The following is a 15462-nucleotide window of genomic DNA, read 5'->3' as shown; positions in this document are numbered from 1 at the left end:
TATGCCCAGCGATCTGTTTGCATAACAGACTCAGGTATTGCAATAAAAAGCAGATCAGATGGCCGCGAAGGGCCGCCCTGCGACAACTTGCCATACCCGGCCAGGCGCCCGTTATCGGGCGCCGTCGGCGTCTGGCACAGGCCTGCGTGGGGCGCCGTGATGCAGATCAGTCAAATCACCGAATCACTGTCGCTGGCGTGCAGGTGACGCCGGCCGTCGGTGGCGCCTGCTACGGTCAATGCGTCGGCTTCTGCTTCGGTGATGTAGAGGCGCCGGCCTTCGAGGTCGACCGCCGACATCGACTTGGCCGCGTCGGTGATCACGGTCACGGCGCTGGCTGGCAGGCGGGCGTGAAGGTCTTCGGTGTCGAAATGGCAGATCCGGTTTTCGATGCGCAGGCTCATGGTCGAATCCTGTTGTGTGGTGGGTACGGTTTTTAGGGCCCGGCTGCCGTCCGGGGTTCTGCCCGACCGATCAATGGTCGCCGGGCGGCGGATCGCACCTTTTGTCCGGCGTCGCTGTCCTTTCATTAAGGAGGGGCTGCCTTGTCGCCGTCCGCCAGCCAAGAACCTGAGAACCCGAACGGAAAGGACCTGCGCATGAACGCTTGGTGGCATGAAGTCTGGGTCACCCTGCAAGCGGAGTTCGCCGACATCGGCGATGCCCGGCAACTCACCCAGATCACCGTACGCCTGCTGATCGCCGCGCTGCTGGGCGGCATTCTCGGTTTTGAGCGCGAGCACAAGGGCAAGGCCGCCGGGGTGCGCACCCATATGCTGGTGGCGCTGGGGGCGGCGTTGTTCGTGCTGGTGCCGCAGATGTCCGGCGCCCAGGCCGATGCCATGAGCCGGGTGGTGCAGGGGGTGATCGCCGGTATCGGTTTTCTCGGCGCGGGCACCATTCTCAAGGGCACGCAGGACGAGGGGCGCGTCAAAGGCCTGACCACCGCGGCCGGGCTGTGGATGACCGCGGCGATCGGCGTCTCGGTGGGCGTTGGCCGCGAAGCCACGGCGGTGCTCAGCACCCTGCTGGCCCTGGCGGTCTTCAGCGTGATGCCCTGGATAGTGCACAAGCTGGAAGGCGATGAGGAACCGCCCGGAGGAACGCCCTGAAGCGTCGCCGACACGCTCGCGACCAGCAACGAAGGGAGGCCCGCGGCCGGTTGGCGAAGGCAGCGACGGGCAACCGATTGTCTACGCTTGTCATGATTTGGGCGTAATGCTGTGACCGCAAGCAATGACCGGCGCCGGATCGCTCGGCGGCTCCTCCTTGGGCGGCGGGGTCGTTTCCGGTGGATCTTCTTCGGGCACCGGTTCCGGCCCTGTTGGGGGCACGATTGGCGGCAAGGTCGGGCGATCGATGTTCGGATCGGGCGTTTCCGCGGGGATCGGGATACTCATCGGCATGGCCTCCTTTGTGCTTGGTTTTGCACAGTCTCCCAAGGTGGACCCTCGCCCCGGCGATTTGATTCCCGGTGCGAAGGGAGGCAAATCCGGGTGAACTTTCCCGGCCCTGGTGTCTCGGAACCTAAGTGCTTCGCTGATCCGCGCGGGTGGTTGCCGACCCTGGGGGCCGCTCCCAAGAGAGGGCCCGCGCCGGAATAGACCAGCAACAGAGCGTCCATGGGGCGTAAGGAGTGATGCTCGATGACTGCCGAAAAAAGACCGACTGAACTGCAATACAACCCGAACCTGCCCCTGTCGCAGGCCTTGCTGCTGCCACGCATCGTCATCGAGAACACCCGGCCGCTGATCGACGGTGGCCAGTTCGCGGTCAAGGCGGTGGAGGGGCAGGTGGTGCGGGTCAGCAGCAAGGTGTTCGCCGACGGCCACGACAAGCTGGCCGTGCGCATCCGCTGGTGCGCCGAAGCCGACAGCCACTGGCACAGCGAAACCATGGAAGACCTCGGCAACAATAGCTGGGAAGGCCAGTTCACAGTGCCCAGCCAGGGCCGCTACCTGTATTGCATCGAGGCCTGGATCGATCAGTTCGCCAGCTTCTGCTACGAACTGCAGAAAAAACACCAGGCCGGCGTCGCGGTCAGCCTCGAATTGCAGGAGGGCCGCAGCCATGTGCTGCACGCCGCCGAGCGCAGCGAAGGGCCGTTGCGCGAGCAGTTGCTGGCGCTGCACCATGAGCTGGCGACGCTGCTCGAAGCCGAGCAGGTGGCGCTGTTCCTGCACGAACGCAGTGCACGGCTGATGGCCGAGTCCGACCACCGTCCCTACCTGAGCCTGAGCCCGGAATATCCGCTGGACGTGGAGCGCGAACGCGCGCAGTTCGCCAGCTGGTACGAGCTGTTTCCCCGTTCGATCACCGATGATCCGGCCCGTCATGGCACTTTCAATGATGTGCACTCGCGCCTGGCGATGATCCATGACATGGGTTTCGACGTGCTGTACTTCCCGCCGATCCATCCCATCGGCCGCAGCTTCCGCAAGGGCCGCAATAACTCGCTGACCGCCGGCCCCGACGAGCCGGGCAGCCCCTATGCGATCGGCAGCGAAGAGGGTGGCCACGAGGCGATCCATCCGCAGCTCGGCAGCCGCGAGGATTTCCGCCGCCTGGTGGCGGCGGCCGCCGAGCACGGCCTGGAGATCGCCCTGGATTTCGCCATCCAGTGTTCCCAGGACCATCCCTGGCTCAAGCAGCATCCGGGGTGGTTCAACTGGCGCCCGGACGGCAGTATCAAATACGCCGAGAACCCGCCGAAGAAATACCAGGACATCGTCAACGTCGACTTCTATGCCATCGAGGCCATCCCCAGCCTGTGGCTGGAGCTGCGCGACATCGTGGTCGGCTGGGTCGAGGAGGGGGTGAAGATCTTTCGCGTGGACAACCCGCATACCAAGCCGCTGCCGTTCTGGCAGTGGCTGATCGCCGATGTGCGGGCGCGCTACCCGGAGGTGATCTTTCTCGCCGAGGCCTTCACCACGCCGGCGATGATGGCGCGCCTGGGCAAGGTCGGTTATTCCCAGAGCTACACCTATTTCACCTGGCGCAACACCAAGAGCGAACTGGCGACTTACTTCACCGAACTCAACCAGTCGCCGTGGCGCGAATGCTACCGGCCGAACTTCTTCGTCAACACGCCGGACATCAACCCGTTCTTTCTCCATGACTCGGGGCGCCCGGGGTTTCTCATCCGCGCCGCGCTGGCCACCATGGGCTCGGGCCTGTGGGGCATGTATTCGGGGTTCGAGCTGTGCGAGGCGGCGCCGGTTCCGGGGCGCGAGGAATACCTGGACTCGGAGAAATACGAGATCCGCCCCCGGGACTTCAACGCCCCCGGCAACATCATTGCCGAGATCGCCCAGCTCAACCGCATCCGTCGGCAGAACCCGGCGCTGCAGACGCACCTGGGCTTGCAGGTCTACAACGCCTGGAACGACAACATCTTGTATTTCGGCAAGCGTACCGCCGACCTCGACAACTTCATCCTGGTGGCGGTCAGCCTCGACCCGTTCAACGCTCAGGAAGCGCATTTCGAATTGCCGCTGTGGGAACTGGGCCTGCCCGACGATGCGCAGACCCAGGGCGAGGACCTGATGAATGGCCATCGCTGGACCTGGTACGGCAAGACCCAGTTCATGCGGATCGAACCCTGGCAGCAACCGTTCGGTATCTGGCGCATCAGCGTTGCCTGATTTTGCGGACGGCCCGGAACGGGACGTGTTCCTGGCGGCCTCGAAGGTCCTGCGGACCTTATCGCAGCCTCGCAGGCTCGGCAGCGGCTACAGAGGAGCGCGATCGATGTAGCCGCTGCCGCAGGCTGCGATCGGCCCGGAACGGGACGCGCTCTTGGGGCCCTTGAAGGTCCTGCGGACCTTGTCGCAGCCTCGCGGGCTCGGCAGCGGCTACAGGGCAGTTACACAGCCACGGATCAATGAATTTTTCAGGAGTTACCCATGGCGAAGAAACCCAGGTCAGCCACCTTCATCAAGGACCCGCTCTGGTACAAGGACGCGGTGATCTATCAGGTTCACGTCAAATCCTATTTCGACTCCAACAACGACGGGATCGGCGATTTTCCCGGGTTGATCGCCAAGCTCGACTACATCGCCGACCTGGGGGTGAACACCATCTGGCTGCTGCCGTTCTATCCCTCGCCGCGCCGCGACGACGGGTACGACATCGCCGAATACCGCGGCGTCAGCCCCGACTACGGGACCCTGGCCGACGCCCGGCGGTTTATCGCCGAGGCCCATAAGCGCGGGCTGCGGGTGATCACCGAGCTGGTCATCAACCACACCTCGGACCAGCACCCCTGGTTCCAGCGGGCGCGCAAGGCCAAGGCCGGCTCCAAGGCGCGGGATTTCTATGTGTGGTCCGATGACGATCAGAAGTACGACGGCACGCGGATCATCTTTCTCGACACCGAAAAATCCAACTGGACCTGGGACCCGGTGGCCGGCCAGTACTTCTGGCACCGCTTCTATTCCCACCAGCCGGACCTCAACTTCGACAACCCGCAGGTGATGAAGGCGGTCCTGTCGGTGATGCGCTACTGGCTGGACATGGGCATCGACGGCCTGCGCCTGGACGCCATTCCCTACCTGATCGAACGCGACGGCACCAACAACGAGAACCTGCCCGAGACCCACGACGTGCTCAAGCAGATCCGCGCCGAGATCGACGCCAACTACCCGGATCGCATGCTGCTGGCCGAAGCCAACCAGTGGCCGGAAGACACCCAATTATATTTTGGCGATGTGAAGGGCAATGACGGCGACGAATGCCACATGGCCTTCCACTTCCCATTGATGCCGCGCATGTACATGGCGCTGGCCCAGGAAGACCGCTTCCCGATCACCGACATCCTGCGCCAGACCCCGGAGATTCCCGCCAACTGCCAATGGGCGATCTTCCTGCGCAACCACGATGAGCTGACCCTGGAGATGGTCACCGACCGCGAGCGCGACTACCTGTGGAACTACTACGCCGCCGACCGACGCGCGCGGATCAACCTGGGGATTCGCCGGCGCCTGGCGCCGCTGATGGAGCGCGACCGCCGCCGGGTCGAGCTGCTCAACAGCCTGCTGCTGTCGATGCCGGGCACGCCGACCCTGTATTACGGCGACGAGATCGGCATGGGCGACAACATCTACCTGGGCGACCGCGATGGCGTGCGCACGCCGATGCAATGGTCGATCGACCGCAACGGCGGCTTCTCCCGGGCCGACCCGGCGAGCCTGGTCCTGCCGCCGATCATGGACCCGCTGTACGGCTACCAGTCGGTGAATGTCGAGACCCAGGCCGGCGACCCGCATTCACTGCTCAACTGGACCCGGCGCATGCTGGCGATCCGCAAACAGTCCAAGGCCTTCGGCCGCGGCAGCCTGAAGATGCTGTCGCCGAGCAACCGCCGGATCCTGGCCTATACCCGCGAATACACCGGGCCCGACGGCAAGCACGAAATCATCCTCTGCGTGGCCAATGTGTCGCGCAGCGCCCAGGCGGCGGAACTGGACCTGTCGGCGTTCGCCGGCATGGTGCCGGTGGAGATGCTCGGCGGGAATGCCTTCCCGCCAATCGGCCAGCTGAATTTCCTCCTGACCCTGGCGCCCTACGGTTTCTACTGGTTTGTCCTGGCGGCGGAAAACCAGATGCCGAGCTGGCATGTGGAGCCGGCCCAGAGCCTGCCGGACTTCACCACCCTGGTGCTGAAAAAGCGCCTCGAGGAATTGCTCGAAGCGCCGTCGCGCACCACCCTGGAGCAGAGTTCGCTGCCGACCTGGCTGCCCAAGCGCCGCTGGTTCGCCGGCAAGGACAGCGCCATCGAACAGGTGCACATCGCCTATGGCGTGCGCTTTGGCGATCCGCAGCATCCGGTGTTGCTCAGCGAGCTGGAGGTCAGCGGCGGCGGCCAGAGCGGGCGCTACCAGTTGCCGTTCGGCTTGCTCGGCGAAGAGCAGATCGGCGCCGCGCTGCCGCAGCAACTGGCCCTGGCGCGGGTGCGCCGTGGCCGCCAGGTGGGGCTGATCACCGATGCCTTTGCCCTGGAAAGCTTTGTCCACAATGTCCTGCAGGCGATCCAGACGCACACCGTGCTGCCGTGTGGCGAGGGCGAGATCCGCTTCGAGGCCACGGAGCAACTGGCCGAGCTCGGCCTGGGCGCGGAATCCGAAGTGCGCTACCTGTCCGCCGAGCAATCCAACAGCTCGGTGGTGATCGGCGGTAGCCTGGTGCTCAAGCTGATCCGCAAGGTGGCCAGCGGCGTGCACCCGGAACTGGAGATGAGCGCCTACCTGACCGCCGCCGGCTTCCAGCACATTTCACCCTTGCTCGGTTCGGTGATCCGCCGGGACGGGCAGGGCGAGGACAGCCTGCTGATGATCGCCCAGGGTTACCTGAGCAATCAGGGCGATGCCTGGGAGTGGACCCAGAACAACCTGGAGCGGGCGATCCGCGACGAACTGGCCGATGCCATGTCCGAGCAGGACCAGCATTACAACGCCCTGGGCGAGCTGCGCGACTTTGCCGGCATGCTCGGCCAGCGCCTGGGGGAAATGCACCAGGTCCTCGCGGCGCCGACCACCAACCCGGCTTTCCGCGCGCGGCCGAGTACCGACAAGGACGCCCAGGCCTGGGCCAGGCAGATTGGCGCGCAACTGGAACGGGCCTTGCACTTGCTCAAGCAGCATCAGACTGAGCTGACGGCCGAGGATCGACAGCGCGTGGCGTCGTGGAACCAACACAAGAAGGCGATCCTGGCGCATATCCAGGGCCTGGCGAAACAGGCGGTCGGCGGTTTGCGTATGCGCGTCCACGGCGACCTGCACCTGGGCCAGGTGCTGGTGATCAAGGGCGACGCCTACCTGATCGATTTCGAGGGCGAACCGGCCCGGCCGCTGGACGAGCGCCGGGGCAAGCACAGTCCGTACAAGGACGTCAGTGGGGTGCTGCGCTCCTTCGACTATGCCGCGGCGCTGGCCCTCGGCGGCCAGAGCCTCGACGCCTCGGCCCACGCCCTGGCGGCCCGGCAGCGGGTCACCGAGCGTTATCTGCGTGAAGCCCGCGAGTCGTTTGTCCAGGCGTACCGGCTGGCGGCAGCTAGTCTTGCTCATGCCTGGCAGGAAAAAAATGGCGAGGACGCCGCGCTGGCCTTGTTCAGCCTGGAGAAAGCAGCCTACGAAGTGGCGTATGAAGCGGAAAACCGTCCGGCCTGGCTCGCGGTGCCGCTGCGGGGGCTGCATAGGTTGTTGAGTGATGTGAAACCCTTTTCCGATACAAAAAGTGCTGGAGAGCAGTCATGAGTTTCTCGAACAAGGAACAGGGTGAGGTCAAACAGGCAATGCCTAGCGCCCGGGATGTCGAGGCGCTGGTGCGTGCCGAGCACCAGGACCCCTTTGCCGTGCTCGGCCCCCATGCCGACGGCGCCGGCGGCCAATTCATCCGTGCCTTCCTGCCGGGCGCCCTGAGTGTGCAGGTGCTGGCTCGCGATGGCGTGACAGTGCTGGGCAGCCTGGAGGGCACCGAGGTACCGGGGTTGTTCGTCGGGCACTTTGCCCAGGCCCAGCCCTATCTGCTGCGTACGCAATGGGCCGGTGGCGAGCATATTGGCGAAGACCCTTACAGCTTCGGCCCATTGCTGGGGGAGATGGACCTGTACCTGTTCGCCGAGGGCAACCACCGCGACCTCAGTGCCTGCCTCGGCGCGCAGCTGAAAACCGTGGAGGGTGTCGACGGCGTGCGTTTCGCGGTCTGGGCGCCGAATGCCCGGCGGGTCTCGGTGGTCGGCGACTTCAACGTCTGGGACGGGCGGCGGCACCCGATGCGCCTGCGTCATCCGTCCGGGGTCTGGGAGCTGTTCATTCCGCGCCTGGGCCCGGGCGAAGCCTACAAATATGAAATCCTCGGTGCCCACGGCATCCTGCCGCTGAAGTCCGATCCGGTGGCGCTGGCCACCCAGCTGCCGCCGGACACCGCCTCGAAAGTCGCCAGCCCGCTGAGCATCGACTGGCAGGACTTCGACTGGATGCAGGCCCGTGGCGAACGCCAGCGCGCGGACGCGCCCCTGTCGATCTACGAACTGCATGCCGGCTCCTGGCAATGCGAGGTGGACGATCTGGGCGAGGTGGCGCGCCAGTACGACTGGCACGAGCTGGCCGAACGCCTGATCCCCTATGTGCAGAACCTGGGGTTCACCCATATCGAGCTGATGCCGATCATGGAGCATCCCTTCGGCGGTTCCTGGGGCTATCAGCCGCTGTCGCAGTTCGCCCCCAGCGCCCGCTACGGTAGCGCCGACGACTTTGCGGCATTCGTCAACGCCTGCCACCTGGCGGGCATCGGGGTGATTCTCGACTGGGTGCCGGCGCACTTTCCCACCGACGCCCACGGCCTGGCGCAATTCGACGGCACCGCGCTGTACGAGTACGGCAACCCGCTGGAAGGTTTCCACCAGGATTGGGACACCCTGATCTACAACCTGGGGCGCACCGAGGTCCACGGTTTCATGCTGGCGTCGGCGCTGCACTGGCTCAAGCATTTCCATGTCGACGGCCTGCGGGTGGATGCCGTGGCCTCGATGCTCTACCGCGACTATTCGCGCAACGCCGGGGAGTGGGTGCCCAATCGCCATGGCGGGCGCGAGAACCTCGAAGCCATCGATTTTCTCCGTCACCTGAATGACGTGGTGTCCCTTGAGGCGCCGGGCGCCCTGGTGATCGCCGAGGAGTCCACGGCCTGGCCGGGCGTCAGCCAGGGTACCCAGCAGGGCGGCCTGGGCTTCGCCTATAAATGGAACATGGGCTGGATGCACGACTCGCTACATTACATCCAGCAGGACCCAGTGTACCGCGCCCATCACCACAACGAACTGAGCTTCGGCCTGGTGTACGCCTGGTCCGAGCGCTTCATCCTGCCGATCTCCCACGACGAAGTGGTGCACGGCAAACGCTCGCTGATCGACAAGATGCCCGGCGACCGCTGGCAGAAGTTCGCCAACCTGCGGGCCTACCTGAGTTTCATGTGGACCCACCCGGGCAAGAAGCTGCTGTTCATGGGCTGCGAGTTCGGCCAGTGGCGCGAATGGAATCACGATCAGCAACTGGACTGGTACCTGCTGCAATACCCCGAGCACCGCGGCGTGCAGAAGCTGGTGGGCGATCTCAACCGGCTGTACCGCGAGCATCCGGCGCTGCACGACCAGGACGACGCGCCCCAGGGCTTCCAGTGGCTGATCGGCGACGACGCGATCAACAGCGTCTACGCCTGGCTGCGCTGGAGCAAGGACGGCAAGCCGCTGCTGGTGGTGGCCAACTTCACCCCGGTGCCGCGCCAGGCCTACCGGATCGGCGTGCCCTTCGCCGGGCGCTGGGGCGAGTTGTTCAACAGCGACTCCGATACCTACGCCGGGTCCAACTATGGCAATGGCGGCGGGGTGTTCACCGAGGACGTGGCGAGCCACGGCCAGGCGTTGTCGCTGGCGTTGAACCTGCCGCCGCTGGCGGTGCTGATCCTGCAACCCGAAGCGTGATATCGACTGGCCGCTGCGCGCAGCGGATCGCGAGCAAGCTCGCTCCTACAGAGGTTGCGCGTTCCCTGTAGGAGCGAGCTTGCTCGCGATGACATCCGCCCAGACACCCTCAAGTTGTCCCTGAAAACCCAATCCCCTGTAGCCGCTGCCGCAGGCTGCGATCGGGCTCGCAGAGCCCGCAACCCGGACGAGGCGTATGGCTGATGCTCCCTTTGCGTCGGCTGCGCCGCCGATCGCAGCCTGCGGCGGCTACAGGTTTTTACCAGCGCATCCGCACACCCAGGCTGCCGATCAGCCCGTTGAGGTCGTTGTCGTCCACGTCGCTGCTGTAGTCGGCGCTTACATATAGGCTGACGGCGGGGGTGAGCCTGGCCACCAGGCCCAGGCCGACTTCAACCGTGGAGGACTTACGGCTGCTGCTGATCTTGTCGACCTTGTCCAGGGTCAGGGTGTCGCCGCTGTACACCGTGTGCCACAAGCTGGTGCGCACATAGGGTTCCACCGAGTGCCCGGCGATGTCATAACGGCCTTGCAAGTTGGCCCCGACGCGGCCGCTCCAGGCGTTCAGGTTGCCGGCGGAGCGGGTGCTGCTGTCGGCGTTCGGGTTGTCCAGGCTGACGCGCTGGTTGATCAATTGCGCCTGGGGTTCGACCACCCAGTTGTCGCTGATGCCGATGGGAATCCCGCCTTGCACCGACAGGGTCACCGCGCTGCCTTCGGCGGCTTGCCGCTGGCCTTGCTCGGTGCGGCTGAAGCCGCTGACCCGGGCGCCGCTGGCCGACAGATCGACGTGCCAGCCCTGCGGACCGGTCAGGCTCCAGAACGCGCCAAGACTTTGACCCTGGACACTGAAACGATCGTTACGCGGGTCGCTGAAACCGCGGGGCACGCCCTGGTCGTTGGCCTGGAACTGGCTCTGGCCGCCCAGCAGGCCGATGCGCTGGGTATGCCCGCTGCTGCTTTCCAGGGTGTAGAGCACCGGGCCGCCGGGCGTGCCGTTGATGCTGCTGGCAAAACGCGAACCGAGGTAGCCGGCGTCGGTCTGCCGCGCTGCGGGCCCGTACAACGGGTCCCAGACCTGCGGGCTGCCTTGCACGATACCCAGGCTGTTGCCCAGGGGCTGGCTGGCCGGCATGGGCGTCGCGGAGGGCGCGGGTGTCAACAGGCGGTTCAGGAGCAGGTCCTGGCGATACCAGAGCTGCGCCTCGTCCTCGGCAGGGGACGCTTGTACCTCCATGGAAGAACACAGCAATACCGAAGCGGAAACTGTGCACAGAATGATCTTGATCTCTTGTGGGGTGAGTGAGGTTTTCATGGAGGGCTACCTTGCAATCGCATGCCGTGTCTCGCCGTGGCGTCTCTCCTACCCCGAATGAGGGGCGACCGAGTTCGTTGAGGCAAGGCTCGGCGACCCGCTCTAGAGCAGGTATCCGAGGCTTGCCCCTGGTTGTATTTCCGGGGGTAGTAAGCTGTAGCTAAGGAGACGACTCCGCGATCGTCAAGAAAATGACCGACCAATGGCGTAGGTAATTCAGGCGGTGTAACCGACTGAAAAAACGTGATTCTCTAAGTTCTTGTTTGTGCGGAAAAACGTCGGCAGAGGCGGGGAAAAGCGATTTTCGGTAGCCCACTACCGACTCGTCCTTTGCGGGCGAGTCGGGGATTTTCCTGGGCCAAGGGCCGCGTCAGGCCTTGGCCAGCGCGCTGGACGCTTCGTCCATCAGGCCGGCGACCGCGGTTGCCGGAGACGCGAGAGTGGCCTGGTTAGCCGCCAGGCAGATGATCCGCGATGCCTGGGCGAAGGCATCAGAGGTGCACTTCCACCGCCAGCGGCAGATGATCCGACAGGTGAGTCCAGGGCTTGTGCCCGAGAATCCTCGGTGCGTGGCTGCTGGCGTTGCGCAGGTAGATGCGGTCCAGGCGCAGCAGTGGCCAGCGTGCCGGGTAGGTCTTGGCCGGCTTGCCATGGTGGCGTTCGAAGGCTTCGTGCAGGTCGTCGCGGCGGGCGAGGGTGGCATTGCCCTGCAGCTGCCAGTCGTTGAAGTCGCCGGCGATGATCACCGGTGCATCGTCCGGCAGCGACTCGAGCAACTGGCACAACAGCGCCAGTTGCAGCTGGCGATGGCTTTCCAGCAGGCTCAGGTGCACGCAGATCGCGTGCACTTCGGCATGCCCCGGTACATCCAGCACACAGTGCAACAGCCCGCGGCGCTCCGGGCCGGTGATCGAGACATCGAGGTTGCGGTACTGGCGGATCGGGTATTTCGACAGCAGGGCGTTGCCGTGATGACCATCGGGATAGACCGCGTTGCGCCCGTAGGCGAAGTCGCTCCACATGCTGTCGGCGAGAAACTCGTATTGCGACTGCTGGGGCCAGTTGCCGTAGCGGCTGGCGTGGCGGTCGTGCTCGCCCAGCACTTCCTGGAGAAACACCAGGTCGGCCTGGGTGCTGCGGACCGCGTCGCGCAATTCCGGAAGAATGAAACGGCGGTTCAGGGCGGTGAAGCCCTTGTGGGTGTTGACGGTCAGGATGCGCAGGCGATGGATCGCCGGGGTTTCGTCTGGCGCTGCCGACGTGACCGGACGCCTGGTTGAATCGGTGCTCACGCTCACTCCTCGTAATCAGGGCGGTTACTCATGCGACTGACACTTTGCCGGTCAGTTCAGGTTTTCCCCCGGCCGGTCTGCATCGGGGCAGGCCTACATGAAAAAGATTTCGTAGGACTGGCGCAGCCGCTCCAGCACCACCGGCGTCAGGGTCGGGGCCAGGCCGATGCCCGGATCGCCCTGCAACTGGCTGGCATAGGCATGCGCCGCGTGGCGCTTGCGGGCCACGGTCCAGGTGTCGAGGCGCAACTTGCGGGCGCGATGCCAGGGCAGCAGTTGTTCATCGCGCGCCGGCCAGTGCCAGGCCCACACCGGCACTTCGTGGAACGCCACGCCGGCCTGGGCCGCGGCCTTGGCGCTGGCCCGGCCGACGGCGTCGTGATCGTCGTTGCCGTCTTCGCGCCAGGTGCTGAACACCACGTCATCGGGGCGCAGGTAACGGCCAATGAACTGGCTCAACTGATGCTCGCGTTCCTGCAGCCCACTGTCGGCAAAGCCGCCGCGAATCCACTGCAGGCTGTGCAGGGGCAAACCCAGGCGGCGCAGGGCCTCGACACTTTCCTGGGGGCGGAACACGCTCAGGCGCCGCTCCGACCACAGGTCGGAGCCGGGGTGGCTGGCGCTGCCGTCGGTGATGGAAATCAGTTGCAGCGGATGGCCATGGTGGGCCAGTACCTGCAGCAGGCCGCCGCAGGTCAGCACTTCGTCGCCGGGGTGCGGGGCGATGACCACCGCGCGAAATCCGGGCGGCACCAGGCTGGCAAGATTGATGGAGGGGACGTCGAGCAGTTGGCGGGCGCCGTTCCAGACCTGCTCCGGCCAGTTGTCGCTCAGGGGTATGGATCTCATGGGTGTCACATCCTTGTTCCGGGGCAGTCGGCGCGCGGTGATGGACCGGGCCGCTTGGGTTCGCACCCGGTATCGGTCCGGGTGCCGGCGCTCCATACCTTGGATTGCCGTCCTGCAAGAGCGTTCAATCATACACAGCCATTGGCCACCATCGCAGGGGGCAGCGATTTTTTCCGATGGCGACGCTCAGCTGTTCAAGATAGCGGGGAATGGATATCCGGCACCATCGTACATATGTCTGATGGGCTGGCCACTGCCCGTCATGCAATCCGGCAAATGGCCAATGACCTGCTCAATCGTCATCCTCGTGCTGCAGTTCGAACAGCAGCAGCGAGCGCCCGGTCACCGAGTACCGGTGGCCGAACTCGAAGCGTTCCTGGCCTTTCACCGAGGGCTGGTTGGTGTCGATCATGCAGGTCCAGAAGCCGCCGTCGGGCACTTCCGGCAGGCTGAAGTTGACGATGTCGTGATGGGCGTTGACCACCAGCAGCAGGGTCGCGTCGGCGCCGGGGCGGCGTATCCCGGTTTCCTGGGCGCGGCCGTCGAGCAGCATGCCCAGGCAGCGGCCGTGATTGTCCTGCCATTGTTCGATGGTCATCTCGCTGGCGTCCGGGGCGAGCCAGGTGACGTCCTTGACTCCGATATCCTCGTTGTAGTTGCCCACCAGGAAGCGTCCGCGGCGCAGGATCGGGTAGGTCATGCGCAGCTTGACCAGGCGCTTGACGAACTTCAGCAGCGACTTGCCGTCCTCGTCCAGGTCCCAGTTGACCCAGCCGATTTCGCTGTCCTGGCAATAAGCGTTGTTGTTGCCGTGCTGGGTGCGGGCGAACTCGTCGCCGGCGACGAGCATCGGCGTGCCCTGGGCCAGCAGCAGGGTGGCGAAGAAATTGCGCATCTGGCGCAGGCGCAGCGCATTGATCTGCGGGTCGTCGGTGGGGCCTTCGACACCGTGGTTCCACGACAGGTTGTGGTTGCTGCCGTCCTGGTTGTCCTCGTCGTTGGCTTCGTTGTGTTTGTCGTTGTACGACACCAGGTCATGCAGGGTGAAGCCGTCGTGGGCGGTGACGAAATTGACAGAGGTATAAGGCCGCCGGCCGCGCTGGTTGAACAGCTCGCCGGAGGCGGTCATGCGCGCGGCGAAGTCGGCGAGCTGGCCGTCGTCGCCTTTCCAGAAGGCGCGCACGGTGTCGCGGAACTTGTCGTTCCATTCCACCCAGCCCGGCGGGAAACCGCCCACCTGATAACCGCCGGGGCCGATGTCCCATGGCTCGGCGATCAGCTTCACCTGGCGCAGCACCGGGTCTTGGCGGCAGGCTACGAGGAAACTGTGGCGCTCGTCGAAGCCATCGTGGTAACGCCCGAGAATGGTCGCCAGGTCGAAGCGAAAACCGTCCACATGCATTTCCGTGGCCCAGTAGCGCAGCGAGTCGGTGACCATCTGCAGCACGCAGGGGTGGCTCAGGTCGAGGGTGTTGCCGGTCCCGGAATCATTGATATAGAAGCGTTTGTCGTCGGGCCTCAGGCGGTAGTAGGAGGCGTTGTCGATGCCGCGCATGGACAGGGTCGGGCCTTGTTCGTTGCCCTCGGCGGTGTGGTTGTAGACCACGTCGAGTATCACTTCGAGCCCGGCTTCGTGCAGGTGCGCCACCATCTCCTTGAATTCGGCGATCTTGCCGCTGGCCAGATAGCGCGGGTCGGGGGCGAAGAAGGCGATGCTGTTGTAGCCCCAATAATTGGTCATGCCCTTGTGCAACAGGTGCTGGTCGTTGACGAAGGCATGGATCGGCAACAGCTCCACCGACGACACCCCAAGCTTGCGAATGTGCTCCAACACGTCGTCGACCATCAGCCCGGCGAAGGTGCCGCGCACCGCCTCCGGCACCGAGGGATGACGCATGGTGAAGCCGCGCACGTGAGTCTCATAAATGATCGTTTTATCCCAGGGCACGCTGACCCGATGATCGTGGCCCCAAGTGTGGGCCGGGTCGATCACTTTGCATTTGGGCACGAAGGGCGCGCTGTCGCGCTCGTCGAAACTGAGGTCGGCGTCGGGGTGCCCGATGGTGTAGCCGAACAGCGCCTCGGACCATTTCAGCTGGCCCACCAGTTGCTTGGCATACGGGTCGATCAACAGTTTGTTGGGGTTGAAGCGATGACCGTTGGCCGGGTCGTAGGGGCCATGCACCCGATAGCCGTAGATCAGCCCGGGGTGGGCGTCGGGCAAGTAGCCGTGGAAGATCTCGTCGGTGTATTCCGGCAGTTCGATGCGCTCCAGCTCGACTTCGCCCGTGGCATCGAACAGGCACAGCTCGACCTTGGTGGCATTGGCCGAGAACAGGGCGAAGTTGACCCCCAGGCCGTCCCAGGTCGCGCCGAGCGGGAAGGGCAGGCCTTCGCGGATGCGCGAGGGCTCGGTGGCTTGCGGGGTTTTCGGCGTGGCGGCTGCTTTGGCGGTGGTCATGGGTGCTCCTGCGAATCAGATGGGCGAATGGGCTCCCTGTGGCGCTCGGGTGCGCCACGCACAT

The 15462-nt window shown here is 64.9% G+C and carries 10 protein-coding genes; 4 read left to right on the top strand and 6 right to left on the bottom strand.

Annotated elements, in window-relative coordinates; genetic code table 11:
- Window positions 1-170: 170 nt before the first annotated feature.
- On the bottom strand, window positions 171-404 hold the full coding sequence (locus CRO75_RS11895) for a DUF3203 family protein (RefSeq protein WP_097135471.1): 234 nt from the start codon (window positions 402-404) through the stop codon (window positions 171-173).
- A 195-nt stretch (window positions 405-599) separates the two neighbouring features.
- On the opposite strand from CRO75_RS11895, the gene CRO75_RS11890 reads away from it, so the two are divergent.
- Window positions 600-1112 (top strand): MgtC/SapB family protein, encoded by a 513-nt coding sequence (locus CRO75_RS11890; protein ID WP_097135514.1) that lies wholly within the window; start codon window positions 600-602, stop codon window positions 1110-1112.
- Window positions 1113-1202: 90 nt separating this feature from the next.
- Here the strand turns inward: CRO75_RS11890 and CRO75_RS11885 are convergent, their stop codons facing one another.
- Window positions 1203-1400 (bottom strand): hypothetical protein, encoded by a 198-nt coding sequence (locus tag CRO75_RS11885; protein WP_097135468.1) that lies wholly within the window; start codon window positions 1398-1400, stop codon window positions 1203-1205.
- A 246-nt stretch (window positions 1401-1646) separates the two neighbouring features.
- Here CRO75_RS11885 and CRO75_RS11880 point away from each other — a divergent pair, with 246 nt between their 5' ends.
- The 3 genes from CRO75_RS11880 to glgB all read left to right on the top strand — a co-directional run bounded on the left by CRO75_RS11880 (window position 1647) and on the right by glgB (window position 9481).
- On the top strand, window positions 1647-3647 hold the full coding sequence (locus CRO75_RS11880) for an alpha-1,4-glucan--maltose-1-phosphate maltosyltransferase (RefSeq protein WP_097135466.1): 2001 nt from the start codon (window positions 1647-1649) through the stop codon (window positions 3645-3647).
- Window positions 3648-3908: 261 nt separating this feature from the next.
- On the top strand, window positions 3909-7256 hold the full coding sequence (treS, locus tag CRO75_RS11875) for a maltose alpha-D-glucosyltransferase (RefSeq protein WP_097135464.1): 3348 nt from the start codon (window positions 3909-3911) through the stop codon (window positions 7254-7256).
- Window positions 7253-9481: a 1,4-alpha-glucan branching protein GlgB gene (gene glgB, locus CRO75_RS11870; RefSeq protein ID WP_097135463.1), complete on the top strand. Its 2229-nt coding sequence runs from the start codon at window positions 7253-7255 to the stop codon at window positions 9479-9481. Before treS ends, glgB begins: the two co-directional genes overlap by 4 nt.
- 259 nt (window positions 9482-9740) lie before the next feature.
- Here the strand turns inward: glgB and CRO75_RS11865 are convergent, their stop codons facing one another.
- From CRO75_RS11865 to glgX, 4 genes are all read right to left on the bottom strand, one after another.
- Window positions 9741-10796, bottom strand: coding sequence for an autotransporter outer membrane beta-barrel domain-containing protein (locus tag CRO75_RS11865; RefSeq protein WP_097135461.1), 1056 nt, complete (start codon window positions 10794-10796; stop codon window positions 9741-9743).
- 491 nt (window positions 10797-11287) lie between these two features.
- On the bottom strand, window positions 11288-12088 hold the full coding sequence (locus CRO75_RS11860; RefSeq protein ID WP_097135459.1) for an endonuclease/exonuclease/phosphatase family protein: 801 nt from the start codon (window positions 12086-12088) through the stop codon (window positions 11288-11290).
- 93 nt (window positions 12089-12181) lie between these two features.
- A complete protein-coding gene (locus CRO75_RS11855) occupies window positions 12182-12937 on the bottom strand; it encodes a PIG-L family deacetylase (protein ID WP_007926788.1) in 756 nt (251 codons plus the stop codon).
- A 292-nt stretch (window positions 12938-13229) separates the two neighbouring features.
- On the bottom strand, window positions 13230-15398 hold the full coding sequence (gene glgX / locus CRO75_RS11850; protein ID WP_097135457.1) for a glycogen debranching protein GlgX: 2169 nt from the start codon (window positions 15396-15398) through the stop codon (window positions 13230-13232).
- Between the last annotated feature and the right edge of the window lie 64 nt (window positions 15399-15462).

The sequence above is a fragment of the Pseudomonas sp. LAMO17WK12:I10 genome (assembly GCF_900215185.1).
In the GTDB taxonomy this organism is placed as follows: domain Bacteria; phylum Pseudomonadota; class Gammaproteobacteria; order Pseudomonadales; family Pseudomonadaceae; genus Aquipseudomonas; species Aquipseudomonas chlororaphis.
The sequence above is the reverse complement of the archived record's forward strand: the minus strand, read 5'-3'. Positions and strand labels throughout refer to the sequence as shown.

Excerpts from the sequence above, each read along its gene's own strand:
- CRO75_RS11895 (WP_097135471.1), bottom strand. The coding sequence starts at position 404 with ATGAGCCTGCGCATCGAAAACCGGATCTGCCATTTCGACACCGAAGAC.
- CRO75_RS11890 (WP_097135514.1), top strand. The coding sequence starts at position 600 with ATGAACGCTTGGTGGCATGAAGTCTGGGTCACCCTGCAAGCGGAGTTC.
- CRO75_RS11885 (WP_097135468.1), bottom strand. The coding sequence starts at position 1,400 with ATGAGTATCCCGATCCCCGCGGAAACGCCCGATCCGAACATCGATCGC.
- CRO75_RS11880 (WP_097135466.1), top strand. The coding sequence starts at position 1,647 with ATGACTGCCGAAAAAAGACCGACTGAACTGCAATACAACCCGAACCTG.
- treS (WP_097135464.1), top strand. The coding sequence starts at position 3,909 with ATGGCGAAGAAACCCAGGTCAGCCACCTTCATCAAGGACCCGCTCTGG.
- glgB (WP_097135463.1), top strand. The coding sequence starts at position 7,253 with ATGAGTTTCTCGAACAAGGAACAGGGTGAGGTCAAACAGGCAATGCCT.
- CRO75_RS11865 (WP_097135461.1), bottom strand. The coding sequence starts at position 10,796 with ATGAAAACCTCACTCACCCCACAAGAGATCAAGATCATTCTGTGCACA.
- CRO75_RS11855 (WP_007926788.1), bottom strand. The coding sequence starts at position 12,937 with ATGAGATCCATACCCCTGAGCGACAACTGGCCGGAGCAGGTCTGGAAC.
- glgX (WP_097135457.1), bottom strand. The coding sequence starts at position 15,398 with ATGACCACCGCCAAAGCAGCCGCCACGCCGAAAACCCCGCAAGCCACC.